The 26,834-nt window shown below is 71.6% G+C and carries 28 protein-coding genes, 1 pseudogene and 2 riboswitches; of the genes and pseudogenes, 13 read left to right on the forward strand and 16 right to left on the reverse strand.

The features are described from left to right. Window positions 1-66 precede the first annotated feature (66 nt). Window positions 67-591, forward strand: a complete 525-nt coding sequence (locus tag CA984_RS14255) for an RICIN domain-containing protein (protein ID WP_086572124.1) — start codon at window positions 67-69, stop codon at window positions 589-591. 20 nt (window positions 592-611) lie between these two features. Here CA984_RS14255 and CA984_RS14260 read toward each other — a convergent pair whose 3' ends face one another. From CA984_RS14260 to CA984_RS14280, 5 genes are all read right to left on the reverse strand, one after another. Beyond that, window positions 612-1,550, reverse strand: coding sequence for a sigma-70 family RNA polymerase sigma factor (locus CA984_RS14260; RefSeq protein ID WP_086572126.1), 939 nt, complete (start codon window positions 1,548-1,550; stop codon window positions 612-614). Between the two features lie 213 nt (window positions 1,551-1,763). After that, window positions 1,764-2,912, reverse strand: a complete 1,149-nt coding sequence (hutI, locus tag CA984_RS14265) for an imidazolonepropionase (RefSeq protein ID WP_086572128.1) — start codon at window positions 2,910-2,912, stop codon at window positions 1,764-1,766. Window positions 2,913-2,944: 32 nt separating this feature from the next. Continuing rightward, window positions 2,945-4,303: a formimidoylglutamate deiminase gene (locus tag CA984_RS14270; RefSeq protein ID WP_207620863.1), complete on the reverse strand. Its 1,359-nt coding sequence runs from the start codon at window positions 4,301-4,303 to the stop codon at window positions 2,945-2,947. Then, window positions 4,291-5,454, reverse strand: a complete 1,164-nt coding sequence (locus tag CA984_RS14275) for an allantoate amidohydrolase (protein ID WP_086572170.1) — start codon at window positions 5,452-5,454, stop codon at window positions 4,291-4,293. The genes CA984_RS14270 and CA984_RS14275 overlap by 13 nt, the downstream gene beginning before the upstream one ends. A gap of 60 nt (window positions 5,455-5,514) precedes the next feature. After that, window positions 5,515-6,201 carry an SDR family oxidoreductase gene (locus CA984_RS14280; protein ID WP_086572172.1) on the reverse strand — a complete coding sequence of 229 codons (687 nt, stop codon included), beginning with the start codon at window positions 6,199-6,201 and terminating at the stop codon, window positions 5,515-5,517. Window positions 6,202-6,341: 140 nt separating this feature from the next. Here CA984_RS14280 and CA984_RS14285 point away from each other — a divergent pair, with 140 nt between their 5' ends. The 3 genes from CA984_RS14285 (at window position 6,342) to CA984_RS14295 (ending at window position 8,711) form a co-directional block, all read left to right on the forward strand. Further along, complete coding sequence (locus CA984_RS14285) at window positions 6,342-6,872, forward strand: PadR family transcriptional regulator (RefSeq protein WP_086572132.1); 531 nt, start codon at window positions 6,342-6,344, stop codon at window positions 6,870-6,872. Between the two features lie 113 nt (window positions 6,873-6,985). Next, on the forward strand, window positions 6,986-7,945 hold the full coding sequence (locus CA984_RS14290) for an ATP-binding cassette domain-containing protein (protein WP_207620864.1): 960 nt from the start codon (window positions 6,986-6,988) through the stop codon (window positions 7,943-7,945). Between the two features lie 16 nt (window positions 7,946-7,961). Continuing rightward, window positions 7,962-8,711: an ABC transporter permease gene (locus tag CA984_RS14295; RefSeq protein WP_086572134.1), complete on the forward strand. Its 750-nt coding sequence runs from the start codon at window positions 7,962-7,964 to the stop codon at window positions 8,709-8,711. Here CA984_RS14295 and CA984_RS14300 read toward each other — a convergent pair. The 3 genes from CA984_RS14300 to CA984_RS14310 form a co-directional block, all read right to left on the reverse strand. Further along, window positions 8,708-9,544 carry a MurR/RpiR family transcriptional regulator gene (locus CA984_RS14300; RefSeq protein ID WP_242675943.1) on the reverse strand — a complete coding sequence of 279 codons (837 nt, stop codon included), beginning with the start codon at window positions 9,542-9,544 and terminating at the stop codon, window positions 8,708-8,710. The two genes, CA984_RS14295 and CA984_RS14300, sit on opposite strands and share 4 nt — an antisense overlap. A 106-nt stretch (window positions 9,545-9,650) precedes the next feature. Next, on the reverse strand, window positions 9,651-11,306 hold the full coding sequence (gene hutU / locus CA984_RS14305) for a urocanate hydratase (protein WP_086572138.1): 1,656 nt from the start codon (window positions 11,304-11,306) through the stop codon (window positions 9,651-9,653). A gap of 340 nt (window positions 11,307-11,646) precedes the next feature. Then, complete coding sequence (locus CA984_RS14310) at window positions 11,647-13,380, reverse strand: ABC transporter ATP-binding protein (protein WP_207620865.1); 1,734 nt, start codon at window positions 13,378-13,380, stop codon at window positions 11,647-11,649. Between the two features lie 241 nt (window positions 13,381-13,621). On the opposite strand from CA984_RS14310, the pseudogene CA984_RS47875 reads away from it, so the two are divergent. Together CA984_RS47875 and CA984_RS48675 are read left to right on the forward strand one after the other, a co-directional pair. Next, window positions 13,622-13,774 (forward strand): annotated as a pseudogene (locus CA984_RS47875) (aminoglycoside phosphotransferase family protein); the annotation flags it as partial. Window positions 13,775-13,839: 65 nt separating this feature from the next. Continuing rightward, window positions 13,840-13,962: a hypothetical protein gene (locus CA984_RS48675; protein WP_278249017.1), complete on the forward strand. Its 123-nt coding sequence runs from the start codon at window positions 13,840-13,842 to the stop codon at window positions 13,960-13,962. A 77-nt stretch (window positions 13,963-14,039) separates the two neighbouring features. On the opposite strand, the gene CA984_RS14320 is transcribed toward CA984_RS48675, so the two are convergent. The 8 genes from CA984_RS14320 to CA984_RS14355 all read right to left on the reverse strand — a co-directional run bounded on the left by CA984_RS14320 (window position 14,040) and on the right by CA984_RS14355 (window position 18,995). Beyond that, on the reverse strand, window positions 14,040-15,254 hold the full coding sequence (locus CA984_RS14320) for a beta-ketoacyl-[acyl-carrier-protein] synthase family protein (protein ID WP_086572143.1): 1,215 nt from the start codon (window positions 15,252-15,254) through the stop codon (window positions 14,040-14,042). Continuing rightward, window positions 15,251-15,439: an acyl carrier protein gene (locus CA984_RS14325; RefSeq protein WP_165781251.1), complete on the reverse strand. Its 189-nt coding sequence runs from the start codon at window positions 15,437-15,439 to the stop codon at window positions 15,251-15,253. Before CA984_RS14325 ends, CA984_RS14320 begins: the two co-directional genes overlap by 4 nt. A 432-nt stretch (window positions 15,440-15,871) precedes the next feature. Then, window positions 15,872-16,072 carry a CsbD family protein gene (locus CA984_RS46125; protein ID WP_012888503.1) on the reverse strand — a complete coding sequence of 67 codons (201 nt, stop codon included), beginning with the start codon at window positions 16,070-16,072 and terminating at the stop codon, window positions 15,872-15,874. 61 nt (window positions 16,073-16,133) lie between these two features. After that, complete coding sequence (locus CA984_RS14335) at window positions 16,134-16,367, reverse strand: hypothetical protein (RefSeq protein WP_086572147.1); 234 nt, start codon at window positions 16,365-16,367, stop codon at window positions 16,134-16,136. Between the two features lie 54 nt (window positions 16,368-16,421). Then, on the reverse strand, window positions 16,422-17,123 hold the full coding sequence (locus tag CA984_RS14340) for a nucleotidyl transferase AbiEii/AbiGii toxin family protein (RefSeq protein ID WP_086572149.1): 702 nt from the start codon (window positions 17,121-17,123) through the stop codon (window positions 16,422-16,424). Continuing rightward, entirely contained in the window at window positions 17,120-17,440 is a 321-nt protein-coding gene (locus tag CA984_RS14345) for a hypothetical protein (RefSeq protein WP_086572151.1), read from the reverse strand. The genes CA984_RS14340 and CA984_RS14345 overlap by 4 nt, the downstream gene beginning before the upstream one ends. 22 nt (window positions 17,441-17,462) lie before the next feature. Then, on the reverse strand, window positions 17,463-18,215 hold the full coding sequence (locus CA984_RS14350; protein WP_242675944.1) for a hypothetical protein: 753 nt from the start codon (window positions 18,213-18,215) through the stop codon (window positions 17,463-17,465). Window positions 18,216-18,254: 39 nt separating this feature from the next. Then, window positions 18,255-18,995: a FadR/GntR family transcriptional regulator gene (locus CA984_RS14355; protein ID WP_423229306.1), complete on the reverse strand. Its 741-nt coding sequence runs from the start codon at window positions 18,993-18,995 to the stop codon at window positions 18,255-18,257. A gap of 64 nt (window positions 18,996-19,059) precedes the next feature. Here CA984_RS14355 and CA984_RS14360 point away from each other — a divergent pair, with 64 nt between their 5' ends. The 7 genes from CA984_RS14360 to CA984_RS14390 all read left to right on the forward strand — a co-directional run bounded on the left by CA984_RS14360 (window position 19,060) and on the right by CA984_RS14390 (window position 26,777). After that, entirely contained in the window at window positions 19,060-20,403 is a 1,344-nt protein-coding gene (locus tag CA984_RS14360; RefSeq protein WP_207620866.1) for a glutamine synthetase family protein, read from the forward strand. A 2-nt stretch (window positions 20,404-20,405) separates the two neighbouring features. After that, window positions 20,406-21,752, forward strand: a complete 1,347-nt coding sequence (locus CA984_RS14365) for an aldehyde dehydrogenase family protein (protein WP_086572155.1) — start codon at window positions 20,406-20,408, stop codon at window positions 21,750-21,752. Window positions 21,753-21,757: 5 nt separating this feature from the next. Then, the gene (locus CA984_RS14370; RefSeq protein WP_086572157.1) at window positions 21,758-22,522 is read left to right on the forward strand and encodes a 3-oxoacyl-ACP reductase; all 765 of its coding nucleotides are present in this window, start codon (window positions 21,758-21,760) and stop codon (window positions 22,520-22,522) included. A gap of 156 nt (window positions 22,523-22,678) precedes the next feature. Then, window positions 22,679-23,374, forward strand: coding sequence for a gamma-glutamyl-gamma-aminobutyrate hydrolase family protein (locus CA984_RS14375; protein WP_086572159.1), 696 nt, complete (start codon window positions 22,679-22,681; stop codon window positions 23,372-23,374). A 245-nt stretch (window positions 23,375-23,619) separates the two neighbouring features. After that, window positions 23,620-23,718, forward strand: a riboswitch (glycine riboswitch). Next, window positions 23,719-23,813, forward strand: a riboswitch (glycine riboswitch). Between the two features lie 33 nt (window positions 23,814-23,846). Further along, window positions 23,847-24,935 carry a glycine cleavage system aminomethyltransferase GcvT gene (gcvT, locus tag CA984_RS14380; protein ID WP_086572161.1) on the forward strand — a complete coding sequence of 363 codons (1,089 nt, stop codon included), beginning with the start codon at window positions 23,847-23,849 and terminating at the stop codon, window positions 24,933-24,935. Next, entirely contained in the window at window positions 24,932-25,321 is a 390-nt protein-coding gene (gcvH, locus tag CA984_RS14385) for a glycine cleavage system protein GcvH (protein ID WP_031158983.1), read from the forward strand. Before gcvT ends, gcvH begins: the two co-directional genes overlap by 4 nt. 79 nt (window positions 25,322-25,400) lie before the next feature. Continuing rightward, on the forward strand, window positions 25,401-26,777 hold the full coding sequence (locus tag CA984_RS14390) for an L-serine ammonia-lyase (protein WP_086572166.1): 1,377 nt from the start codon (window positions 25,401-25,403) through the stop codon (window positions 26,775-26,777). Window positions 26,778-26,834: the final 57 nt, after the last annotated feature.

The following is a 26,834-nucleotide window of genomic DNA, read 5'->3' on the forward strand; positions in this document are numbered from 1 at the left end:
GTGACGGTGGCGTGGGCCTCACCACGCCACTCTCCGTGCCCGCGCCCCCACCGACCAGGAAGAGCGATGATCCGTTCCCTGCGTGCCGCCGTGCCGCTCGCCGCCGCCGGCCTCCTGCTGCCCGCCGTCCCCGCCCACGCCGGGGCCCTGCCCGCCGGGCAGTTCCAGATCTTCCTGTCGACGGACCCCACCCGCTGCGTGGGCTGGTCCCAGGACAGCCCGGTCACCCCGCTGTCCACTCCCAAGAACCGGGCGTGCGACAGCGATCCCACGACCGTGTGGCGCTACGACGCCCTCGCCCGGCACCTCGTCACCGGCGACGGGCGGTGCCTGGACGTCCGGGACGGTGCCGGGATACTGGAGATCCAGCCCTGCGACGCCGGCCGCGCCACCCAGATGTGGGAGGCGAGCCCCACCCGCGTCAGCTGGAACAGCCTCCCCGACGGCTACAACAGCATCCACCACCCCGGCCGGCCCGACCGCAACCTGCAGCTCTACGCGGGCGAGGGCAACAGCCTGGTGATCAGTGAGGGCGACGCCGGCGCCCCGGGCGAGGGCGACCGGCGTTTCGGATTCCGCGTGCTGCAGTAGGCCCCGGGCGCGATGACCGGTCAGGCCGCCGTGGCCATCTTCCGCAGCCGGGCCAGCGCGTCGCGCTCGATGCGCCGGGCACGGTCACGGCCGATGCCGTAGCGCTCGCCGACCTCGGTCAGCGTGTGCTCGCGGCCGTCCATCAGGCCGTAGCGCCAGCGGAGCATCTCCCGGGTCTGGCCCTCCAGGCCGGTCAGCCACTGCTCCAGGCGCTCGCGCTCCAGGATGTCCATGGCCTGCTGCTCGGGATCGGCCCACGTCTCGTCGGCGATCATGTCGCCGAGCTCGGTCTCGTCCTCGTCGCCCACGCCGAGCTGGAGGGAGACGGGGTCGGAGGCCCAGCGGCGGAGCTCGCGGACCCGCTCGATCGGCAGCTCCAGCACCGCGGCCAGATCCGCGTCCGTCGGCTCCTGGTCGAACTCGGCCAGCATGTCGCGCCGGACCCGCATCAGCCGGGTCATCTGCTCACCGGCGTGGGTGGGCAGCCGGACCGGCCGGGCCTGCTCGTGGATCGCCCGCCCCACCGACTGGCGGATCCACCAGGTGGCATATGTGGAGAACTTGTAACCGCGCCGGTAATCGAATTTCTCGACCGCCCGGACCAGGCCCAGGTTTCCTTCCTGGACCAGATCGATCAACGGCATTCCCCTGCCGGAGTATTTGCGCGCGACCGCCACCACAAGACGTAGATTGGCCTGGATGAATTCATCCTTGGCCCGCTGCCCCGAAACAGCAAGCCGTTCGAGCTCCTCGTCGGCGGCGTCCGCGATCCGCGGCTCCGTCAGCCCGCCGTCCAGCAACTGCTCCGCGAAGAGGCCCGCCTCGATCCGCTTGGCGAGCTCGACCTCCTCCTCCGCGGTGAGCAGGGGGACCCGCCCGATCTCAGCCAGGTAGGTCCCGAGCAGGTCTCGATCCGAGACGTGCTGATCCTGCGTCCGATTCCCCGTCGGCCTTGCCATCCGATGGCACCTCGCTCCGCCTGCTTATGGCATGCCCGCACGCTCGCCCGAAGCCCCGCGCGTGCGGACATGTCGCTTGCCTAATCAACGCTCGGATCAGGGCAAAGATTCCCTAAAAAAGTACGCCCGGAGAAGGGTTTGAATTTCCTCCCTGAGGAGGATGTCTCCGAACGTGACGCCACAGGCATTGCGGCTGCCCCCGTTCTCGGGGTTTCAAACCAGGCGCCGTCCCTCCTTCCACACCTGCGCCACCAGCGGTACCCCCGGCCGGTAGGCCAGATGGACGTAGGAGGGGGCGTCCAGGATCACCAGATCGCCGCGGGCCCCCGCCCTCAGCGTGCCGACGTCGTCACGGCGCAGTGCCGTGGCTCCGCCGTACGTGGCGGCCCTGACCGCCTCCAGCGGTGTCATCCGCATCTCCCGGACGGCCAGCGCCAGGCAGAACGGCATGGACGAGGTGAAGGAGGAGCCGGGATTGCAGTCGGTGGCCAGCGCGACGGTCACCCCGGCGTCCAGCAGCCGGCGCGCGTCCGGGTACGGCGAGCGGGTGGAGAACTCCGCGCCGGGCAGCAGGGTGGCCACCACCCCGGCCGAGGACAGCGCGGAGACGTCCTCGTCGGTCAGGTGGGTGCAGTGGTCGGCGGAGGCGGCGCCCATCTCGGCGGCGATCCGCGCGCCCGGCCCTTCGCCCAGCTGGTTGGCGTGGATCCGGGGCAGCAGCCCGGCCTTGGTCCCGGCGAGCAGGATCTCCCTGGTCTGGTCGGCGTCGAACGCTCCGCGCTCGCAGAACACGTCCACCCACCTGGCGTACGGCGCGCAGGCCTCCAGCATCTCCCCGGTGACCGTGCGGACGTAGTCGTCGGCGGAGGGGGCGTCCGGCGGGACGATGTGCGCGCCCAGGTAGGTGGTCTCCCGGGTGAACCGCCGGGCGATCTCCAGGGACCGGCGCTCGTCCTCGACCGTGAGGCCGTAGCCGCTCTTGATCTCGACGGTGGTGGTCCCCTGGGCGAGCATCTCGGCGACCAGGGCGGCGGTCCGCTCCGCGAGGAGGGCGTCGCCGGCCGCGCGGGTGGCCGCGACCGTGGTGCGGATCCCGCCGGCGGTGTAGGGCCGCCCCGACATGCGGGCGGTGAACTCCGCGGTGCGGTCGCCGGCGAAGACCAGGTGGGCGTGGCTGTCCACGAAACCGGGGATCACGCACCGGCCGTCCACGTCCACGCGCTCGTCGGCGCCCGGGTCCGCGCCGGCGGCCCCGGCCCACACCACCCGGCCGTCCTCGACGACGACGGCGGCGTCCTCGATCTCCTCCCGCTCCGGATCGCCGGTGTAGAGCAGTCCGATCCGGTCGAAGAGCGTGCTCACCGCTCCCTCACCCCTCCCTGTCCGCCGCGTGCTCACGCGCTCTCCCCACGGGCCTCGGCGATCGCCTCGCCGAGCATCGCGCCCACGTCGCCGAGGACGTGCCGGCCCTCGGCGACCACATGGCGGCCGCCCGACACCACCGAGTGCACGTCGGCGGCCGTCGCGGCGAAGACCACCGTCTCCGCGGCTCCGCTCCGGGACGCGCCCGCCGTACGGACCGAGTCCAGGCGCACCGACACCAGGTCGGCCCACGCGCCCGGCACGAGCGTGCCCGCGTCGGGGAAGCCCAGGCAGGCGTGCCCGGCCGCGGTGGCGGCCTGGAGCAGCTCGGCGGCCGTCCAGTGGCCGCGCCGCTCGGTGGCCAGCCGCTCGTCCAGCTCGACCGCGCGGGCCTCCTCGAACAGGTCGATGACCGCGTGGCTGTCGGAGCCGAGCGTGATCGGCGAGCCCGCCTCGGCCATCGTCCTGGCCTGGCCGATGCCGTCGGCCAGGTCGCGTTCGGTCGTCGGGCACATGCAGACGCGGGTGCCCGACTGGCCGAGCAGCGCGATGTCCACGTCGGACACGTGCGTGGCGTGCACGGCGGTGGAGCGGGGACCGAGCACGTCGTGCTCGTTCAGCACCTGGACCGGGCTGGCGGCGTACATCTCCACGCAGGCCGCGTTCTCGGCGCGCTGCTCGGACACGTGAACGTGCATCGGGAGCGCGTGGTGATGGGAGAACCTGCTGACCGTCGGCATCTGCTCGGAGGGGACCGCGCGGACCGAATGGACGGCCACGCCGATCTCCACGTCCTGCGCGCCACGGTAGGCGGCCGCGAGGGCCTCGACCCGCACGGCCCACCTGTCGGCGTCGCCGTCGCCGAAGCGGAGCTGGGTGCCGGCCAGCGGGGTGCCGAAGCCGCCGCTCAGGTAGCAGGCGTCCAGCAGCGCGATGCGCAGGCCGGCCTCCCGCGCGGCCTGGACGAGCGCGTGCCCCATGACGTTCGGGTCGTCGTACGGCCTGCCACCCGGACCGTGGTGAAGGTAGTGGAACTCCCCGACGCTGGTGACCCCCGCCAGCGCCATCTCGGCGAACGTGGCCCTGGCCAGCCTGAGGTAGGAGTCGGGGTCCAGAGTCGCGGCCACGCCGTACATCTGCTCGCGCCAGGTCCAGAAACTGCCCTTCTCCCGCTGCGTCACCCCGCGCAGGGCCCGGTGGAAGGCGTGGGAGTGCGCGTTGGCCAGTCCGGGGACGGTCAGCCCGTCGAGCCGGACGGCCCCAGCGGGCGGCTCGGCCATGCCGGGGGTTATCTCCGCGAAGCGGGAGCCCGAGACCCGGACGAGCACTCCCGCGACGACCTCGCCGGGCGGTAACCAGGCCAGCTCGCACCAGTAGTTCAGCTCCGGCACAGCTCCTCCAGGGCGGTGGCGAGGGCGGCGACCCCCGCGTGACAGTCGGACATCTCAGCGTGTTCGTCCGGGGAGTGTGAGATTCCCGTTGGATTGCGGACGAACACCATCGCGCTGGGTACACCTGCGGAGGCCAGGATTCCGGCGTCGTGGCCGGCCCCCGTCGGCAGGACGGGCACTCCCCCCAGGACCGCGGCGAGCCGCTCCCGCAGGACCTCGTCGAAGTCGACGACGGGGGTCCACGACTCGGCGCTGACCTCGGCCCCGGAGAACTCGGTCAGCTCGGCGACCAGCGCCCGGACCGCGTGCTCGTCGCCGCCCCGGGCGTCCAGCCAGGCGCTGACCAGGCCGGGGATGGCGTTGGCGTTGTTGGGCGACACGCGGAGCCTGCCGAAGGTGGCCACCACGCCGCCCCGCTCGGCGGCCTGCCGGGCGTGCAGCACGGTCCGGGCGAAGGGCAGCATCGGGTCGTCGCGGTCTTCCAGCCGGGTGGTGCCCGCGTGGTTGGCCTGGCCGCGGAAGTCGAACCGCCAGCGGCCGTGCGGCCAGATGGCGGCGGCCACGCCGACCGGGGCGTCCCGGTGGACCAGGTCCTGGCCCTGCTCGACGTGGAGCTCCACGAAGACGCCGACGTGCTTGAGGGTCTCGTCGTCACGGCCCAGCTCGCCGGGGTCGCGTCCGGCCCGGCGCAGCACCTCGGCCATCGAGTCGCCCCCGTCGTCGGTCAGGCCGCGGGCCCGGTCGGGGTCGAGCGCGCCGGTGAGCAGCCGGGAGCCCATGCAGGGGACCCCGAACCTGGCGCCCTCCTCGTCGGTGAAACAGGCCACCCCCAACGGGCGGGGAGGCTCGAAGCCCCTGGCCCGCAGCGTGTCGAGGGCGGCGAAGGCGGACACGACCCCGAGGGGGCCGTCGAAGGCGCCGCCCTGCCGTACCGAGTCCAGATGGCTGCCCGTGACGACGCCCGGCCTGTCCGACGGGTCGCCCCACCAGGCCCACAGGTTGCCGTTCCGGTCTTCACGCAGGTCGAGGCCCCGTCTGGCGGCCTCCTGGCGGAACCACTGACGGAGCTCCAGATCGGCGGGCGACCACGCGTCGCGCAGGTAGCCCCGGGTCCGGCCGTCACGTCCGAGGTGCGCGATGGCACCCCACATCTCGTCGAACACCCCTCCATTATGTGAATGGAGTCATTCATTGGCGAACCCGCGCCACCGTCAGCTCGCGGGCCCGCCCACCGGACGGACGGTGATATCGGTGACGTGCGCGTCGGGGGATGCCGTCACGGCCGCCAGCACCGCGCGGGCCACCGAGTCGGGGGCCAGGTATCTCTCCGGCTCGTAGGAGCCGTTCTCCTGGGCCCGCACCCCGCGCTGCATGTCGGTGTCGACCCGCCCCGGGTAGACCGTGGTCACCCTGAGGCCGGGCTCCTCCAGCCGGAGGGCGTCGGCGAGGGCCCGCAGCGCGAACTTGCTGGCCGCGTAGGAGCCCCAGGCCGGGTTGGCCCGCTGCCCGGCCCCCGAGTTGATCATCACTACCTGGCCGTGGGCCGCGCGCAGGGCGGGCAGCAGCAGCCGGGTCAGCTCGGCCACCGCGATCACGTTGACGTCCATCGTCCGCCGCCAGACCTCGGCGGGGGTCTCGGCGATCCGCCCCAGGGTCACCGTGCCCGCGCTGTGCACGAGCACGTCGAGCCGGTCGATCCCGGCGACGTCGGCCTCGGTGACGGCGGTGAGCTCCACCGGCCAGGGACGCGCGCCGGGAAGGCCGGCGGCCACCTTGGCCAGGGCCTCGGCGTCCCGGCCGCCGAGCAGCAGGTCGTGGGTGGGGGCCAGGGCGTGCGCGACGGCGGCCCCCACCCCTCGGGAGGCTCCGGTGACCAGTGCGGTCGGTCGTGCGGACATGCGGATCACCTTACTCCGGACCGCTCCAGCCGGAACGTGGCGGGCCCCGGGCCCAGGAAGCCCGGCGGGGCGCCGTCGTCGTCGCGTCCGGATCTCTCACATGATTGACATCGTATACAAATTTTAATAAAAATTTGCACATGTCTTCCACTCGTGTTCTGCTTCTCGGCGTGCTGCTCGACGGCCCGCTCCACGGCTACGAGGTACGGCGCCGCCTCGAACTCATGGGCACCCAGCACTGGGCCAACGTGGCCTACGGCTCGATCTACCACGGGCTGGGCAAGATGGCCGACGAGGGCCTGCTGGAACGGATGGAGGAAGGCAAAGGTGGCAAGACCCTCTACGCGATCACCGAGGTCGGCCGGGCCGAGTTCGGGCGGCACCTGCTCAGCCACTGGTGGGAGATCAAGCCGATCGTGGACCCGTTCCAGGTGGCGATCACCTTCATGGACCGGCTCTCGGCCGCCGAGCTGGCCTCGGCGATGGAGGCCAGGGCCGCCCAGCTCCAGTTCGCCATCGGGATGACCGAGCGCGCCATCGGCGGCAAGCAGGCCTACGGCGCCCCCCGGCACATCGACGAATGCCTGCGGCTCAACATCCTCCAGCTCAAGGCCCAGCTGACCTGGGTCGGCGAGGCCGCCGAGAAGGTCAAGAACGGCGACCTCCCCTGAAAACCGGTTGCCCTTCCCCCTGCGGAAGGGCTCAGCCTCTCCTCCTGGACGCCCCTCTCGGAGCACACCCGAACTCGTCGGGCTCCCGGACCCACCCCCCGAAACGGAGAATCATGATCATCGAAGCGCACGGGCTGCGCAAGACCTTCACCGCCAGACGTGGACGAGGCAAGACGGAGGAGGTCGAGGCCGTACGGGGCATCGACCTGAGCGTCGGGGAGGGCGAGATCTTCGCCGTCCTCGGCCCGAACGGCGCGGGCAAGACCACCACCGTCCGGATGCTGGCCACCTTCACCGCCCCCACCTCCGGCACCGCCCGGGTGGCCGGGCACGACGTGGTGAAGGAGGCCGCGAAGGTCCGGGAGAGGATCGGCTACGTCAGCCAGGCCGGAGGCGTGGACGACAACGCCCCCGGCCGCGAGAGCCTGCTGCTGTCGGCGCGCCTGTCCGGGCTCTCCCGGAGCCAGGCGCACACCCGTGCGGACGAGCTGCTGGAGACCTTCAGCCTCACCGAGATCGCCGACCGTCCGGTGAGGTCGCTGTCCGGTGGTCAGAAGCGGCGGTTCGCGCTGGCCATCGGCCTGGTGAACCGGCCGCCGCTGGTCTTCCTGGACGAGCCGACCACCGGCCTGGACCCGCAGAACCGGGCCAATCTCTGGGACGAGGTCCGCAGCCTGCGCGACCAGGGCACCAGCGTGCTGCTGACCACCCACTACCTGGACGAGGCCGACGCGCTCTGCGACCGGCTGGTCATCGTCGACCACGGCCTGATCGTCGCCGAGGGCACCCCCGAGGAGCTCAAGAAGGAGGTCGCGGGCGACGTCGTCACGCTCAGGCTCGACGACCTGGCCGCCGCCGGGGAGCTCCTGAACGCCCAGCCGTACATCAAGGAGACCCGGCCGGAGGACGACTGCCTGCGCGCCTACCTCGACGACGGCGAGCACAACCTGCCCGCGCTGCTCCGCGCCCTGGAGGCCGGCGGCCTGGCGATCCGGTCGATCTCCCTCGACCGGGCCACGCTCGACGACGTCTTCCTGCGGCACACCGGCCGCTCCCTCCGCGACGCCGCCTGACCCCTGAGGACCCCCCATGTTCCGACACACCATGCTGTTCCTCGGCTACGAGCTCGGCAACGTCCGCCGCAACCCGGTCTGGCCGCTGTTCGGCATCCTGCAACCCGTGCTCTACCTGCTGCTGTTCGCCCCGCTGCTGACCGGGATGGTCCCGGGCGGGACGCTGGTCGACGCGCTGAGGATCTTCACGCCCGGCGCGATGATGATGATCGCCCTGTTCGGCTCGCTGTTCACCGGCTTCAGCATGATCAACGAGACCCGCAACGGAGTGCTGGAGCGGCTCGCGGTCAGCCAGGCCTGGCGTCCGGCGATCATCCTCGGCCGCGTGATGAAGGACATGCTCGTCCTCGTCCTGCAGGCGCTCCTGGTGATGGGGGTGGCCGTGCTGATGGGCCTGCGGCTGCCGCTGCCGGCCCTGGGCCTGATGCTGCTGCTCATGGCCGCGACCGGCCTGTTCGCCGCCAGCCTCTCCTACGGCCTGGCGCTGGCGATCCGCGACGAGAACGGCATGTCGCAGCTCGTCCAGTTCTTCGCGCTGCCGCTGACCCTGCTCGCCGGAATGATGCTGCCGGTCTCGCTCGGGCCGGAGTGGCTGCAGACGGCCGCCCGGTTCAACCCGCTCTACTACTCGGTCGAGGCGGGCCGCTCCCTGTTCGCCGGCGACCTGTCCGACGGCACGGTCCCGGTGGCCTTCGGCGTCTTCCTCGTGCTCGGCGCGCTCTCCCTGGCCTGGTCGGTCCGCTCGCTGCGCAAGCTCGCCGGCTAGCCCGCCGGCGCGCCCGGCCGGTCGACGAAGACCCCGGCCTGGTCGATCATCCGTTCGTACTCCTCCAGCCGGGCCTGCGTCCGCAGCGGCGCCGCGTCCGCCATGGCCTCCACCAGCACCATGGCCAGGGCGAGCGGCGCCGCGTGCGAGTCGAACACCAGCCGCTCGCCGACCGGGGCGTCCAGGATCACGTCGGCCTCGAACGGCACGTCCGGCCGGTCGGTGATCACCGCCGTCCGCAGGCCCAGCTCCCCGGCGCTCCGCAGGGCCTGTACGGCTTCGGCCGGGTAGCGGGGCAGGATCACCGCGACCAGCCAGCCCGCTCCCGCCCGCCGGGCGGCGTGCAGGCCGTCGGCCAGTTCGGAGCCGCCGTGGGTCAGCAGGCGGACGTCGGGGTGGATCCGGCGCGCGAAGTAGGCGAACGTGGTGGCCAGCCCGCTCGACACCCGCAGCCCGAGCACCGGCAGCGGCTCGCACCCGGCCAGCCTGGCGCCCAGCTCCGCGACGGTCGAGGGGTCGGCCAGGCCGTCGCGGACCTTCCGCAGGTTCTCGACCTCCACGTCGATCGCGGTCTGCAGGTCGTTGGCCCGCGACGGGCTCCGGTCGCCCACGACGAAGGGCCGCAGCGCCTGCCTGAGCTCGGGGTATCCCGCGAAACCGAGCACCATGGCGAACCTGGTCACCGACGGCTGGCTCACCCCGGCCCGGTCGGCCAGCTCCACACTGGACAGGAAGATGGCCTCGGCGAGGTTGTCGTCGAGGTAACGCGCGATCCGCCGCTGCACCGGCGACAGCCGCCGGCCCTCCACAAGTCGATCGAGTGCGTCCCCCACGTCACCTCCAACCGCCTGATCGTCCACGGGCATTCCCGTCCCCCGCCACCCGGCCCGGCGCGCCGTCCGCGTGAGGACGGGCGCGCCGGGGCGGGACAGGCGCTTTTCAGGACTCGCGCATCGGGACGCGGACGCCGCGCTCCTGCGCCACGGTGACGGCCCCGTCGTAGCCTGCGTCGACGTGACGGATCACGCCCGTGCCCGGGTCGTTGGTGAGGACCCGGTTGAGCTTCTCGGCGCTGAGCCTGGTGCCGTCGGCGACGGTGACCTGGCCGGCGTGGATGGAGCGGCCGATGCCGACGCCGCCGCCGTGGTGGATGGAGACCCAGGCGGCGCCGGAGGCCACGTTGAGCATGGCGTTCAGCAGCGGCCAGTCGGCGATCGCGTCGGAGCCGTCGGCCATCCCCTCGGTCTCCCGGTACGGCGAGGCGACCGAACCGCAGTCGAGGTGGTCGCGGCCGATCACCAGCGGGGCCTCGATCTCGCCGGAGGCCACCATGTCGTTGAACCGCTCACCGGCCAGGTGGCGCTCGCCGTACCCGAGCCAGCAGATCCGCGCGGGCAGGCCCTGGAAGTGGACCCGCTCCCGGGCCATCCGGATCCACCGGGCCAGCGGCTCGTTGTCGGGGAACAGCTCCAGGATGGCCCGGTCGGTCCTGGCGATGTCCTGGGCGGACCCGGACAGCGCGGCCCAGCGGAACGGGCCCTTGCCCTCGCAGAACAGCGGCCGGATGTAGGCGGGCACGAAGCCGGGGAAGTCGAACGCGCGGGCGTAGCCGGCGAGCTGCGCCTCGCCCCGGATGGAGTTGCCGTAGTCGAAGACCTCGGCGCCCGCGTCCTGGAAGCCGACCATGGCCTCGACGTGCCTGGCCATGGCCTCGCGCGCCTTCGTCGTGAACCCGGCCGGGTCCTTCTCCCGCTCGGCGGCCATGTCCTCGAAGGCCACGCCGATCGGCAGGTACATCAGCGGGTCGTGCGCCGACGTCTGGTCGGTGACGATGTCGATCTCGGCGCCCCGGCGGAGCAGCTCGGGCACCGCCTCGGCGGCGTTGGCCTCGACGCCGATGCTCAGCGGTCTGCGCAGGTCACGAGCCTCGTAGGCCAGACGCAGCGCCTCGTCGAGGTCCTTGGCCCTGACGTCCAGGTAGCGGTGCTCGATCCGCCGGTCGATCGACCTGGGGTCGCAGTCGACGCAGATCACCACGCCGTCGTTCATGGTGACGGCGAGCGGCTGGGCGCCGCCCATGCCGCCGAGCCCGGCGGTCAGGGTGATCGTCCCGGCCAGGGTGCCGCCGAACCGCTTGGCGGCGACGGCCGCGAAGGTCTCGTAGGTCCCCTGCAGGATGCCCTGGGTGCCGATGTAGATCCAGGACCCGGCCGTCATCTGCCCGTACATGGTCAGGCCCGCGGCCTCCAGGCGGCGGAACTCCTCCCAGTTCGCCCAGTCGGGCACGAGGTTGGAGTTGGCGATGAGCACCCGCGGCGCCCACTCGTGCGTGCGGAAGACCCCCACCGGCCGGCCGGACTGCACCAGCAGCGTCTCGTCGCCCTCCAGCGTGGTCAGGGTGCGGGTGATCGCGTCGAAGGAACGCCAGTCGCGCGCCGCCCTGCCCGAACCGCCGTAGACGACGAGCTGCTCCGGATGCTCGGCCACCTCGGGATCCAGATTGTTCTGGATCATGCGGAGCGCGGCCTCCTGCGGCCACCCCTTGGCGGTGAGCGTGGTGCCGCGCGGTGCGCGCACGATCCGGCTGCCGGTCATGACCGAGCCTCCCCATCAGGACTGAATGAATGCATTCATATTTGTCACCTGGAGGCTACCGGTCAACCCGGTGGAGGAGGGCATCCCGGACAGTACGTCCGGGATGCCCGTTTTCCGGTTGCCGGTCCGACCCTCGCCCTGGCCCTCGTCCCGCACGGACTGGACCGGAGATCGGATCCGGCGAGCGCCCGACGGACGCTCCCAAACGAAGGAGAGGCTTCGTACAGGCCGGGATGCCCGGTTTCCTGGACGGCCAACCAGCCGACAGAGCCCGTGTCCGAATTATCCCATTACGTTCCATGCGAATTTGCGTCCGGAGGCACAGACCGCGAGCTCGGATCTACGTCGGCAGCAGGAACTGGGTTGCGGCGAGCTCACGGTAGAGATCGTCGTCGTCGAGGAGCTCCCGGTGGGTCCCGACGGCCCGCACCCGGCCCGCCTCCATCACCACGATCCGGTCGGCGGTGGTCACCGTGGAGAGGCGATGGGCGATCACCAGCACGGTCGTCTCCCTGGCCACCTCGGCGATCACCTCGCGGAGCCGCAGCTCGTTGACCGCGTCGAGCTGGGAGGTGGCCTCGTCGAGCAGGAGCAGCCGGGGACGGCGCAGCAGGGCGCGCGCGATGGCGACCCGCTGGCGCTCACCGCCGGAGAGCATGATCCCGCGATGGCCGACCTTGGTCTCCAGGCCTTCGGGGAGCCGGGCGACCAGGTCCTCCAGCCGGGTCAGCGCGAGCACCCGCCGGATGTCGGCCTCGCCCACCCCCGGCGCCGCGAAGACGAGGTTCTCCCTGAGCGAGCCGTCCAGCACCGGCGCGTCCTGCTCGACATAGCCGAGGGAGGCGCGCAGCTCGCCCAGCGGCCACTGCCCGATGTCACGGCCGTCGACGGAGATCGTCCCGGACTGCTGCTCGTAGAACCGTTCGAGCAGGGCGAAGACCGTGGACTTGCCCGCCCCCGACGGGCCGACGAGCGCGGTCATGCCGCCCGCCGGGACCGTGAAGGAGACGTCGTGGTGGACGACCGGCCGGTCGTCGCCGTAGCGGAAGGCCACGCCCTCGAAGCTCACCCCCGCCGGAGCCGTGCCGACCGCGCCGACCGCGCCGGCGGCCTCCTCGGCGGGGAGCTCCTCGATCTCGCGGATCCGCTTCACCGCCGCCAGGCCGTTCTGCATCTGGGTGACGCCCTGGACCATCTGTCCTATCGGGGCGACCAGGTAGAACAGGTACAGCAGGAAGGCGATCAGCGAGGAGACCTCCAGCGCGCCGGAGGCGACCCGCGCGCCGCCCACGCCGAGCACGGCCACGAAGGCGAGCTGCGCGGAGACCCAGGCGGAGATGCCGGCGATCGAGGTCCACCAGGCGACCGCGACGCCCCGGTCCCGCGCCTCGCGGGCTGCCGCTCCCACCGTGGCGATCTCGCGGTCCTCGGCGCCGCTGGCCTTGACCGTGCGGAAGGCCTGCAGGACCCGGTCGAGCACCGCGCCCATCTCGCCCACCGCGACCTGCGCCTGCGTCGAGGCCCGCCGGATGCGCGGCATGACCAGGCTCACGAGGGAGCCGACCAGGATCAGGACCGCCAGCGTGATGAGCAGCAGCGGCCCATCCATGATCGCCATCATCACCACGGCGCCCACGAGCATGAACACCGCGCTGACCGTCTCGACGACACCATCGGTGAACACGGCCCGGAGCAGGGTGGTGTCCGAGGTCACCCGCGACAGCAGGTCGCCGGGCTTGAGCCGGTCCACCTCCGAGACCCGCAGCCGCAGCAGCCGGTCCACCAGGCTCCGCCGGGCGGAGAACACGACGCCCTCGCCCATGCGCTCCAGCACGTATCTGCCGAGCGCGCCGACGGCCGCGCCCAGGAGCACGGCGGCCGTCAGGCCGAGCACCGGCCCGACCAGGGATCGCTGCTCGCCGAAGGCGTCGATGACCACCTTCGCGAGAAGCGGCATCGCGAGCCCGGCCAGCGAACCGACGAGGCTGAGGACACCACCGAGGAGCAGGGCCCGTCTGTGCGGGCGGACGTAGGCGACCAGAAGTCGCCAGGAGGCGGTCTCGGGCAATTTCATCTCCTATGAGCTGACGTGACCGGCCCCCGGTCGCCGTCCTTCCTATCTACCGCGCGCGCGCTCGCGCCGAGCGCCCCACCGGAATCCGTGGACGCAAGTCGATGACGTCAACATAAGTTGACAACAAGGCGCCTGTCAACCTGAGTTGACCCCAAAGGAGGCTCGGTGAACCCTCCGGGACACCTCGAAGAGAGTCCGGCGAGCCCGCCAGGACACCTCGAAAGGGTCCGGCGAGCCCTCCGTGACACGCGGTCCCACCCCACCCCGGCCTCCGGCGGCCGGCCCGGCCGGCCTGGTCCACGGCGACCTGCATCCCGGCAACGTCCTCGACGGCGGCCCTCGGGGCCTGGTGGTCATCGACCCGCGACCCTGCGTCGGCGATCCCGCCTTCGACGCCGTCGACTGGGTCCTCGGCACCGGCGCCCCGGCCTGCTCCACGACCGCGTCGCCCAGCTCGGCGTGGACCCCGAGCGCCTCATGCGCTGGTGCCGGGCCCTCGCGGTCGTCGTCGCGATCCCCCGCCTCAACCGGGGCCCGCGCGACGCCGGGACCGAGTTCCTCCTACGGCTGGCGGCCCTTTGAGGACGGCCCCGCGGAGACCCCGCGGCAGCGGGGCCGCCGTGACGGGCCCCTGGGCGGAGGTCAGGACCGGGCAGGCGCTACACGGGGGTCAGGACCAGGCACGCGTTGCTGCCGCCGAAGCCGAAGGAGTTGGACAGGACGGGGGCGGCTGCGATGGGGCGGGGCTCGCCGTGGACGATGTCGACCAGCTCGGCGGCCGGGCCCCCGGTGAAGTTGGCGGTCGGGGGGACGAGACCCCGGCGGGCCGACAGCAGCGCGATGACCGCCTCCAGCGCCCCGGCGCCGCCGACCAGGTGGCCGGTCACACCCTTGGTGGAGGTCACCGGGGGCGTGCGACCGCCGAAGCAGTCGTGCAGGGCGACGGCCTCGGCGCTGTCGTTGTGCGGGGTGGAGGTGCCGTGCGCGTTGACGTGGCCGACCTCTCCGGGGGTGAGTCCCGCGTCGAGCAGGGCGGCGCGCATGCAGTCGGCCGCGACGGAGCCGTCCCTGAGCGGCGCCACGATGTGGTTGGCGTCGCAGTTGGCCGCGTAGCCGCTGACCTCGCCGTAGACGCGGGCTCCCCGCGCCTCCGCGAGGTCGGCGCGCTCCAGGACGAGGAAGGCGGCGCCCTCTCCCATGACGAAGCCGTCCCGCTCCTCGTCGAAGGGCCGGCACGCCTCCGCGGGCGAGTCCATCCGCTCCGACAGCGCCCCGACCCGGGCGAAGGCGCACATGGCCAGCGGGGAGAGCAGCGCGTCCAGGCCGCCGGCCACCGCGGAGCCGACCAGGCCGGAGCGGATCGCGCGCAGCGCCTCCCCGATCGCCGTGGCCCCGCTCGCGCAGGCGGTGTTGAAGGTCAGGCAGGGGCCGCGGCAGCCGTACCGGATGGCGATGCGCGCGGCCGTCGAGCTGGACATCAGCGTCGGCACGGCGTGGACGGGCACCTTCTCCCTGCCGAGCGTGTGGCCCACGATCAGGCTCTCCAGCGCGGCGAACCCGCCGCCGCCCGTCCCCACGTAGACGCCGCTGCCCTCCTCCGCGGGCAGGCCGCCCGCGTCGGTGACGGCGTCGGCCGCCGCCGCGAGGCCGATCTGGGAGGTGCGGTCGAGCGTCCTGAGCTCGCGTCCGGTGAAGTAGTCGAGCGGCTCGAACGGGGCCAGCGGGCAGCCGATCGACACCGGCGTCTCCTCCACGGCGAGTGCCGGGATCACGGTCGCGAGCGACTTGCCCGCCAGGACCGTGGCGAACGCGTCCCGGACCGTGTTGCCCGCCGGGCTCTTGACTCCCAGACCGGTGACGACGACGCGCGTCACCGGGTCGCCAGCGCGGCGTGCAGGATTCCCGCCATGTCGGCGACGGTCCGCGCCCCTGCGAAATCGCTGGGTTCGAGCTGGACGCCCAGCTTCTCCTCGATGATGACGGCGATCTCCACCCATTCCAGGCTGTCGATCTGGTGGTCGGCGATGCTGGCGCTGGGCTTCACCTGATCGCTGGGCACGCTGAGCACCTCGGCGATCGCGGACCGGACTACGGATGTGGCTGAATCGAGGGTTGCCATTCGCCCGCCTTTAAAAGTAAAGGGATCGATCCATTCGGGTCCCCGCAATGCTCGGACTATAGCGAAACAGACACAAGTTCTGTCTATGTCCTACCAGGCTAAATTCTCGAAATTTCCGCTCATTTAGCGATGGTTCATTGCTCGAAAAACCCGCCGATCCGGCGGCGTCCGGCTGTCGTCCCTCGCTCCGATCGGCACCGCCGCCGTCGCGCTCGGCCTGGGCCTGGCCGTACGGGGCTTGGCGGTACGGGGCTTGGCCGTACGGGGCCTGGCCGGTGCCGTGGGAGGAACGGTCTCCACCGGGCGCCCCTGTCGCGCGGATCGGCTCGCCGTACATCCGCGCGGCACCGGCGCCCGGGAGACCCCGGCGGGTCAGCCGCGGCGGCGGACGCCGTACTCCCTGCGCATCTCGGCCACGGTGTCCAGGATCTCGTCCTGGGTCCTGAGCAGCTTCGCCTCGGCCTCCTCGGTCCGCCCCTCGGCCACCAGCCGGCGGTTGCCGGTCCGGCTGCCCAGCTTCCGCTTGGCCCTTGCCTTCATCTCACGCAGATTGAGCTTCTCGATGAGACCCACGATCCACACTCCTTCGGCAGGCAGGACCCTCGACTGCCCGGCAGGCCGCCGAATATGCGCCTCAGGACTTTCCCGGTCCCTCTTGAGCCCCCAGCCTCATCGGAGGAGCGACCCTGTTCTCGTGGTCCTCCACGATCTCCTGGGCTTTCAGAAGCGCGAGTCCGTACTCGACCGCCTGATCGACGAAGTGGGAGAAACCGCGAGGGCCTGTCCGGCTCTCGACCTCCTCAGCCACAGATCGGCGCAGAGTCACCGACTTCTTGATCGTTAGATCTGCGGGCTGAGGTACGGCCATGTCCCAACTATGCCACCACCAGTGGCATAGCCGGCGTCTGTTGCCGGTCCTCCGTCAGTCGGGGTCGGGGACGTCGTCGTAGTCGGCGCCGTAGTCGGCGTCGCCCTCGTCGGCCCGGCGGAGCTTGATGTCCTCCACCCAGGCGTAGGAGAACCGCCTGATCTCGGCGATCCGATCCTCGTCCACCCCGTAGGCCTCGAACTCCTCGTCCGCGATCAGGTCGACGAACTCCAGCCGCATCACCAGCTCGGCGAGGGAGAACTCCTCGTTGTGCAGGCGGGCGAGATGCTCGAACTCGCGGAAGCCGTACAGGTGGGAGACCGACGCGATGTCGATGACGTCGCGGGCGAGGCTGCGCTCGTGCAGGGCCCGCATCTTCAGTCCCACCGCGTCGTCCAGGGAGACGACGGACAGGTCTCCGACGATCACGGGCTGCTGCTGGAAGGCCTCCCGCAGCAGGTCGAACTCGCAGCTCTGCTCGGTCACCGGATCGCTGACCACCAGGCGGCCCATCCGCGGCGTGACCTCGACCACGGTGACCTCCAGCCCGGCCGCCCCCAGTGCCTCGGCGACCCCGTCGGCGACCTCGGGCAGCGGCGTCTCGGCCGCGGTGGCGAAGTCGAGGTCGTTGCTGGGGCGGTGGGTGAAGCCGTGGGCGTTCATGGCGTAGCCGCCGGCCAGGACCAGGCCGAACCGGGCGCAGACCGGCAGTACGGCCTGGAGCATCCGCTGCTGGAGGGGAGGCAGGAGCATCATTCCCACCCCAGCGCGGCGATCTTGCCTTCCCAGGCTCTGCGGTACCCCGGACCGAGGCCCCGGCGCAGGGTGGGCCAGTCGGCGACCAGGAGCCCGGCGTTCAGATAGGACTCGGCGTCCCTCCGGCCGCCGCCGGTGATGACCGTGCGGTACAGGCTCATCCGCAGCAGCGGGTCCAGCAGGTCGAACTCGACGAGCCCCGACCAGCCGAGGTGGACGGGCAGGGCGACCACTCCCGTGGCCGGGCCGCGCAGGTCCGCCAGGGAGTCCGGGACCCGCCGCTCGACACCGTCCCAGCGGGATGGAAGGGCACTCACGCCTCCCAGTATGCCTGTCCGCTCACCGCCGGATCCTGCGCCGGGTGGAGGGCAGGTCGTGGCGTCCGGAGACGAACTCCTGGAAGGCGATCTTGGCGCGGATCACCGGGCGGCGCCAGCGCTCCTCGCGGCGCTCGGCCCTGGCCATCTGGCGTGGCCGGGGGCGCCGGGCGCCGGGCGCCATGAACCAGTGGGCCCAGGGCGATCCCGGGCGGGCCAGCCGCAGGGCGCCGGGGATCAGCAGGACGGGGACGAACAGGCCCGCCAGGCCGGTCCAGATCTTCCCCTTGAGCAGGGTGACCACCGCGAGCGCGAGGTTGAGCACGATGACCCCGGCCGTGAGCCACGTCCCCTGCGGCGTGCCGTCGGAGCGTTCCCAGCCGAGCGGGCGCAGGCCGAGCAGGAGCAGGCCGGTGATCGCGATCGCGATGAACACCGCGTCGACCGACGTGCGGCCCTCCGCCTCCCAGTAGACGTCGTGCAGGTGCAGGATCAGCGCGAACTCGTCCAGGATCAGGGCGGCGCCGATGCCGAAGACGGCCGCCGTCACGGCGTACCAGGTCTGCGAGATGCCCGACACGATCAGCCCCGACACCCCGCCGAGCATGGTCAGCACCACGCCGAACACCACGTGGTGGATGTGCATCTCACCGACGTTGACGTTGCGGAACCAGCCGATCTTGGCGCGGATGAGCCGGACGTTGATCCGGGTGAACACGAAGGCGCCGATCAACGCGACGAAGAAACAGAACAGCGGAAGCCGCCCTGTGTCCACGATTCTTTGCCGTAACAGATCCCCCACTGTTCCACCAGATTATGCGAGAAACCCTCTCAACAAGGCTGCTGTCCCCTCAAGATGTTCGGCGACCGCCCGTCGCGCGGCCTCGGGGTCCCCGGCCAGGATGGCCGTGACGATCGCCTCGTGCTGGGCGGCGGCGTGCTCGATGTTGCGCTGCAGGACGGGGATCGCGTTGAGCAGGTCGGTGACCCGGAGTCTGGCGTCGGCGCAGGTCGCGGCGAGCAGCGGGGAGCCGGTCAGCTCGGCGATGGCCAGGTGGAAGGCTGTGTCGAGGCGGCGGTAGTCGTCGGGCCCGGCCGAGTTGACCTCGCGCAGGCGCTGCCGCAGCGCGTCGCGCTGCGCCCCGCCCAGCTCCGCGGTGGCCAGCACCTGGGCGGCGCCGCACTCCACGGCCATCCGGAAGGTGAGCGCGTCGGCCAGGTCGTCGTCGCCCATGTCGGCCACGGCCCTGCGCAGGTCTCCCTGGCGCGGGCGGGGCGGGGCGTAGGTGACGAAGGCCCCGCCGTACCTGCCGCGCCGCACGGTGAGGTAGCCCGCCTCCTGCAGCGCGCGGATGGCCTCGCGCAGCGTGACCCTGCTGATCCCGAGCTGCACCGCCAGCTCCCGCTCCGGCGGCAGCTTCTCGGTCACCACCCCGAGTTTGATCGCCTGGAGCAGGCGTTCCACGGTCTCCTCGAACGCGTTCCCCGCACGCACCGGCCGCAGCACGGTCGTCAGTCGCGGCGACTCGTCCAATCTCACCTCCACCCTTGACAAGCGATCCTCACATAGAACTCAATGGTCTGACACTAGCCCAATAAGGCTCCGGCGAGGAGGCGGCGTGGACGTCAGCGAGCTCCGCGACGAGGTGGGGGCGGGACGGATCGACACCGTGCTGCTGGCGATCGTCGACATGCAGGGCCGCCTTCAGGGGAAACGGCTGTCCGCGCGCTATTTCCTGGAGGAGGTGCTGCACCACGCCTCCGAGGGGTGCAACTACCTGCTCGCGGTGGACGTCGACATGAACACCGTGGACGGCTACGCGATGTCGTCGTGGGAGCGGGGATACGGCGACTTCGTGATGCGACCCGACCTGTCCACCCTGCGCCGGGTGCCGTGGCAGGAGGGCACCGCCATGGTGATGGCCGACCTGGGGTGGGAGGACGGCTCGGACGTGGCCGCCTCGCCGAGGCAGATCCTGCGCCGGCAGCTCGCCAGGCTGGACGGGCGGGGCTGGGGCGCGTTCGTCGGGACCGAGCTGGAGTTCGTGGTCCACAACGACACCTACGAGGAGGCCTGGCGGCGCGCGTACCGGGACCTGACCCCGGCCAACCTCTACAACGTCGACTACTCCCTCCTCGGCACCTCCAGGATCGAGCCGCTGCTGCGCAGGATCCGGCTCGGCATGGAGGGCGCCGGGATGTACGTCGAGTCGGTCAAGGGCGAGTGCAACCTCGGCCAGCACGAGATCGCCTTCCGCTTCGCAGACGCCCTCACCAGCTGCGACAACCACGCCGTGTACAAGAACGGCGCCAAGGAGATCGCCTCCCAGGAGGGCATGTCGATCACCTTCATGGCCAAGCCGAACCCGCGCGAGGGCAACTCCTGCCACATCCACATCTCCCTCCGCGACGGAGCCGGGAAGCCGGTCATGGCCGGGGCCGGGCCGTACGGGCTGTCGAAGACCGGCGAGCACTTCATCGCCGGTCAGCTCGCCCGCATGCGCGAGCTGACCCTGCTCTACGCCCCCAACATCAACTCCTACAAGCGGTACGTGCCGGGCAGCTTCGCCCCCACCGCGGTCAAGTGGGGCGTGGACAACCGCACCTGCGCGCTGCGGCTGGTCGGCCACGGGCCGTCGCTGCGGATCGAGAACCGCGTGCCCGGCGGCGACGTCAACCCCTACCTGGCGGTCTCGGCACTGGTCGCGGCCGGGCTGTACGGCATCGAGAACGAGCTGCCGCTTGAGGAGCCGCTCACCGGGAACGCCTACACCTCGGGCGCGGAGACCGTGCCGCACACGCTCCGCGACGCGCTGGAGCTCTGGGAGGGCTCCGAGACGGCCCGCGACGCCTTCGGCGAGGACGTCGTGGCTCACTACGCGAACAACGCCCGGGTCGAGCTGACCGCCTTCGACGCGGCGGTCACCGACTGGGAGCTGTTCCGGGGATTCGAACGGATGTGAGCATGAAGATCATCAATCCGACGACCGAAGAGGTGCTCGCCGAGGTCGCGTCCGCGGACGCCGCCGAGGTGGACCGGGCGGTGGAGCGCGCCAGGCGCGCCTTCGCCACCTGGCGGAACGTCGGCCCGGGGGACCGGGCCCGGCTGCTGCGCGCCTTCGCCTCCCTGGTGGAGGAGCACGCCGAGGAGCTGGCCCAGCTGGAGATCGCCAACTCCGGGCACACGGTCGGCAACGCCCGCTGGGAGGCGGGCAACGTCCGCGACGTGCTGAACTTCTACGCCGGGGCGCCCGAGCGCAACCACGGCAGGCAGATCCCGGTGTCCGGCGGGCTGGACGTCACCTTCCGGGAACCGCTGGGCGTCGTCGGCGTCATCGTGCCGTGGAACTTCCCGATGGTCATCATGACCTGGGGGGTGGCCCCCGCGCTGGCCGCGGGGAACACGGTGATCGTCAAGCCCGCCGAGTGGACGCCGCTGACCGCGCTGCGGCTGGCGGAGCTGGCCCTCGCGGCCGGCCTCCCCGAGGGGGTGCTCCAGGTCCTGCCCGGCGCCGGGGAGGTCGCCGGGGCCCGGCTGGTCGACCACCCCGACGTGGCGAAGATCGTGTTCACCGGCTCGACCGAGGTCGGCAAGGAGATCGCCGCCAAGTGCGCCGCGCAGGTCAAGCGGATCACGCTGGAGCTGGGCGGCAAGAGCGCCAACGTGGTCTTCGCCGACGCCGACCTGGAGAAGGCCGCGGCCACCGCGCCGTACGCGGTGTTCGACAACGCGGGCCAGGACTGCTGCGCGCGCTCCCGCATCCTGGTCGAGCGGCCGGTGTACGACGACTTCCTGGAACGGCTCGCGGCGGCGGTGCTGAAGGTCAGGGTCGGCGACCCGCGCGAGGAGGGCACCGAGATGGGCCCGCTGATCAGCGCCGAGCACCGGGACCGGGTCGCCTCCTTCGTCACCGGGCCGGTCCACCTGCAGGGGCCGTGCCCGCCGGGTCCGGGCTTCTGGTTCCCGGCGACGGTCCTGACCCCCGGCCGCCTCGACGACCCGGCGTTCACCGAGGAGATCTTCGGCCCGGTGGTGTCGGTGGTCCCGTTCGACGGCGAGGCCGACGCCGTACGGATCGCCAACGACACCAGGTACGGCCTCAGCGGGTCCATCTGGACCAGGGACGTCGGCCGCGCGCTGCGGGTGGCGCGGGCGGTCGAGGCGGGCAACCTCAGCGTGAACTCCCATTCGAGCGTCCGCTACTGGACGCCGTTCGGCGGATTCAAGCAGTCCGGGCGCGGCCGCGAGCTGGGCCCCGACGCCCTGTCCGCGTTCACCGAGACCAAGAACGTCTTCATTTCGGAGGATTGACAGCCATGCAGCGTTTGCAGGACCGGGTCGCCGTCATCACCGGCGCGGGCAGCGGGATCGGCCTGGCCACCGCCCGCCGGTTCGCCGAGGAGGGGGCCCGCGTCGTGTGCGTGGACCTGGACGAGGCGAGCGGGTCGGCGGCCGCGGCCGAGGTGGGCGGCCTGTACGTCAAGGCCGACGTCACCGTCGAGGAAGACGTCGTCCGGGCGTTCCGGACGGCGTTCGACACCTACGGCAGCGTGGACGTCGCCTTCAACAACGCGGGCATCTCACCGCCCGAGGACGACTCGATCCTGGAGACCGGCATCGACGCCTGGCGCAGGGTGCAGGAGGTCAACCTCACCTCGGTCTACCTGTGCTGCAAGCACGCCATCCCCTACATGCGGCGCCAGGGCAAGGGGTCGATCATCAACACCGCGTCCTTCGTGGCCGTGATGGGCTCGGCCACCAGCCAGATCTCCTACACCGCGTCCAAGGGCGGGGTGCTGGCCATGTCCCGCGAGCTCGGCGTGCAGTTCGCCCGCGAGGGCATCCGGGTCAACGCCCTGTGCCCGGGACCGGTCAACACGCCGCTGCTGCGGGAGCTGTTCGCCAAGGACCCCGAGCGGGCGCAGCGCCGCCTGGTGCACATCCCGGTCGGCCGGTTCGCCGAGGCCTCCGAGATCGCCGCCGCGGTGGCGTTCCTGGCCTCCGACGACGCGAGCTTCGTCACCGGGTCGGAGTTCCTGGTGGACGGCGGCATCTCGGGCGCCTACGTCACCCCCCTGTGATCGCCCCCGGGCGGGCCGGCGGCGTCCGGGCTCACGCCCCCCGGTCGCCGTCGCGGCGGGCGGTCCCCGGGTTTGCCCGCCCCATACCTCCTCCTCGATAACGTGCCGGGAGGCGGTCACGGACCCCGCGTCCCGGCATCCGGCAAGAAAGAGATCATGTCCCGCCCCGTCATCGGCATCACCTGCTACGTCGAGCCCGCGAAGTTCACCGTCTGGGAGATGACCACCGCGCTCCTGCCGTACGGCTACGTCGACCACGTGGTCCGCGCGGGCGGGCAGCCGGTGATCCTGCCTCCGGCGGGCGACCCCGCCGCGCTGGCGGGACGGCTGGACGGGCTGATCCTGGCCGGCGGCGGGGACGTCGACCCGGCCCGGTACGGCGAGGCCGCGCACGAGCGGACCGGCCACGTCCGGGGTTTCCGGGACGACGCCGAGTTCGGGCTGGTACGGGCGGCCCTGGAGCGGGGCATCCCGTTCCTGGGGGTCTGCCGGGGCCTGCAGGTCCTGAACGTCGCCCTCGGCGGCAGCCTCCGCCAGCACCTGCCCGACGTGGTCGGCCACCACGGGCACGCCCCCGCCCCCGGCGCCTTCGGCCGGATGCCGGTACGGCCGGCGCCCGGCAGCCGGCTCGCCAAGATCCTCGACGTCGAGACCGCGGACGTGGCCCACTACCACCACCAGGCCGCCGACCGGCTGGGCGCGGGCCTGACCGCGACCGCGCACGCCGACGACGGCACGGTCGAGGCGGTGGAGCTGGAGGACCACCCGTTCGCCCTCGCGGTCCAGTGGCATCCCGAGGCCGACGACGAGAGCCCGCTGTTCGAGGAGCTGGTACGGCGGAGCCGCCCCTGAACGGCCCGGCCGCCTGCGGCCCGCCTCCCTGCCGCCTGCCGGCCGCCTGCGGCCCGCCTGCCTGCCGCCTGCTTGCCGCCCCGGAAATCCCCCGAGCCGCCCAGAACCGCTCCGCACCGCAGAAACACTCCGAACCGCTACCAAACCGCCCCGAACTGCCTCGAACCGCTCCGAACGGCGAGAACACGCCGTCCGGGGGATTTCGCTCGGCCGGTGCGGACGGTTAGGCTGGCCACGACACCGATGAATCCCGTGCGGGAGAGCGTCCTGACATCCAGACCAGGACCCCTGAAGGAGCAAGCCCTCCCCGCGAACCTCTCAAGGCAAAGGACCGTACGGGTAGGTGCCCTCTGGAAAGCAGGCCTGGCGGCCTCGCCGAAGGTGAAAGTCCGGCAAAAACCGGGCGAAGCTCTCAGGCATCGATGACAGAGGGGGAGGATGCTCTCATCTGTCCCCTGCCTGAGGTGCGAACATGTCCCGACCTACGCCGCTGCGCGGTGTCCACGAGACCCTCGGCGCGACGCTGACCGACTTCGCGGGCTGGCTGATGCCGCTGCGCTACGGCAGCGAGTCCACCGAGCACAACGCGGTCCGCCAGGCGGCGGGCCTGTTCGACCTGTCCCACATGGGCGAGATCTTCGTGACCGGCCCGCAGGCCGGCGAGGCCCTCGACTACGCGCTGGTGGGCCACCTCTCCGTTCTCGAACCGGGCCGCGCCCGCTACACGATGATCGTCGCCCCCTCCGGCGGCGTGCTCGACGACCTGATCGTCTACCGCCTGGCGGACGAGGAGTTCATGGTCGTCGCCAACGCCTCCAACTACCCGAGGGTCGCCGCTGAGCTCACCGAGCGCGCCAAGGCCTTCGACGCCGCCGTGGAGGACCGCTCCGAGCAGTACGCGCTGGTCGCCGTCCAGGGCCCGCACTCCCGCGCCATCCTGGGCAAGCTGACCGACGCCGACCTCGACGGCCTCAAGTACTACGCCGGCCTGCCCGCCACGGTGGCCGGCCGCGAGGCCCTCCTCGCCCGCACCGGATACACCGGCGAGGACGGCTTCGAGCTGTTCGTCGCGGCCGGCGACGCCGAACCGCTCTGGGCCGCGCTCACCGAGGCGGGCGAGCCGTACGGACTGGTCCCTGCCGGGCTGTCCGCGCGTGACACCCTCCGCCTGGAAGCGGGCATGCCGCTGTACGGCAACGAGCTGTCGGCCGACCTGACTCCGTTCGACGCGGGGCTCGGCCGTGTGGTGAGGTTTGACAAGCCGGGTGACTTCGTCGGCCGGGCCGCCCTGGAGCCTCTCAAGGACGTCCCACCGAGCCGTCGCCTGGTCGGACTGGTCGCGACAGGCCGCCGGGTCCCCCGGCACGGCTATCCGGTGGTCTCCGCCGACGGCGCCGTCGTCGGCGAGGTCACCAGCGGAGCGCCCTCCCAGTCCCTGGGCAGGCCCATCGCCATGGCCTACGTGGACGACGGGCTGTCCACCGGCCTGGCCGTGGACATCCGGGGCAGTCGTGAGCCGGTCGATGTGGTCGAACTGCCTTTCTACAGGAGGAAAAAATGAGCAGCATTCCCGATGACCTGCACTACACCAAGGAGCACGAGTGGATCTCGGGCATCGATGACGGTCTGACCCTCACCGTGGGAATCACCGCCTACGCCGCCGAGGCGCTGGGTGACGTGGTCTACGTGCAGGTCCCCGAGGTCGGCACGGCGGTCAGCCCCGGTGACGCCGTCGGCGAGGTCGAGTCGACCAAGTCGGTGAGCGACATCTTCGCCCCCGTGGGCGGTGAGATCGTCGAGGTCAACCAGGCGGTCGTGGACGACCCCTCCCTGGTCAACAGCGACTCCTACGGGGAGGGCTGGCTGTTCCGCGTCCGTCTTGAGGGCGACGCCGACGACCTGCTGTCCGCCGAGGAGTACACCGCTCTCACTTCAGGCGAGTCCTGAAATTTTTCCTCTTGCGCCGTGATCATGCGCGCCACCGGGCGCGCATGATCACGGCGATGTGAAGGCAGGGACCAGATCAATGGCGATCAGCGTCTTCGATCTCTTCAAGATCGGAATCGGCCCGTCCAGCTCGCACACCGGCGGGCCGATGGCCGCCGCGCACAAATTCGCCCGCGGCCTCGACCAGGACGGGCTCCTGGAGAAGACCGCCGGAGTCGAGGTGATCCTGTACGGCTCACTCGGACTGACCGGCAAGGGCCACGGCAGTGACAAGGCCGTCCTCCTCGGCCTGTCCGGCGAGAAGCCGGAGCTCGTGGACGTCGACACCGTCGACGACCGGCTGGCCGCCATGCGCGACTCCGGGACGATCTCTCTGTACGGCACGCGCGAGATCCCCTTCGTGGTCGGCGAGCATCTCGTCTTCGAACGCAAGATCTCGCTGCCGCACCACCCCAACGGCATGCGATTCACCGCCCTGTCCGAGGCCGGAGAGCCGCTCCGCGAGAAGGTCTACTACTCGGTGGGCGGCGGCTTCGTCGTGGACGAGAACGCCACCGGCGCCGACCGGATCAAACCCGACGACACCGTCCTGCCGCACCCCTTCACGACAGCCGCCGAACTGCTCGCCCACTGCGCGGAGACCGGCCTGTCGATCTCCGGGCTGATGATGGAGAACGAGAAGGCCTTCGGCCGCTCGGAGCAGGAGATCCGCGACCAGTTGCTGACCCTGTGGCAGGTCATGTCCGAGTGCGTCCGGCGCGGCACCGCCAAGGAGGGCGTGCTACCCGGCGGGCTGAAGGTCAGGCGCCGGGCCCACCAGCTCTACCGGCGGCTGCAGAGCGAGTCCCCCGAGAAGGACCCGCTCCAGGCCATGGACTGGGTCTCGCTGTACGCCCTCGCGGTGAACGAGGAGAACGCGGCGGGCGGCCGGATCGTCACCGCCCCGACCAACGGCGCCGCGGGCATCATCCCGGCCGTGCTCACCTACTACGACCGCTTCACCCCCAAGTCCGACGACGACGGCGTGGTCCGCTTCCTGCTCACCGCCGGGGCGATCGGCGTGCTGTTCAAGGAGAACGCCTCCATCTCCGGCGCCGAGGTCGGCTGCCAGGGCGAGGTCGGCTCGGCCTGCTCGATGGCCGCCGCCGGGCTCACCGAGGTGCTGGGCGGCACCCCGGAGCAGGTCGAGAACGCCGCCGAGATCGGCATCGAACACAACCTGGGCCTGACCTGCGACCCCATCGGGGGCCTGGTCCAGATCCCGTGCATCGAGCGCAACGCGGTGGCCTCGATCAAGGCCATCGCCGCCGCCCGGATCGCGCTGCGCGGCGACGGCCGCCACTTCGTCTCCCTGGACAAGGCCATCAAGACGATGCGCGACACCGGCCGCGACATGCTCGACAAGTACAAGGAGACCAGCCGGGGCGGCCTGGCCGTCAACGTCATCGAGTGCTGAACGGGGCGCCCGGCACCGGGCGCCCCGCTCCGCAGGCCCCTCGACGCTCTGCAGGCC

The sequence above is a fragment of the Streptosporangium minutum genome (genome assembly GCF_002149035.1).
In the GTDB taxonomy this organism is placed as follows: Bacteria; Actinomycetota; Actinomycetes; order Streptosporangiales; family Streptosporangiaceae; genus Streptosporangium; species Streptosporangium minutum.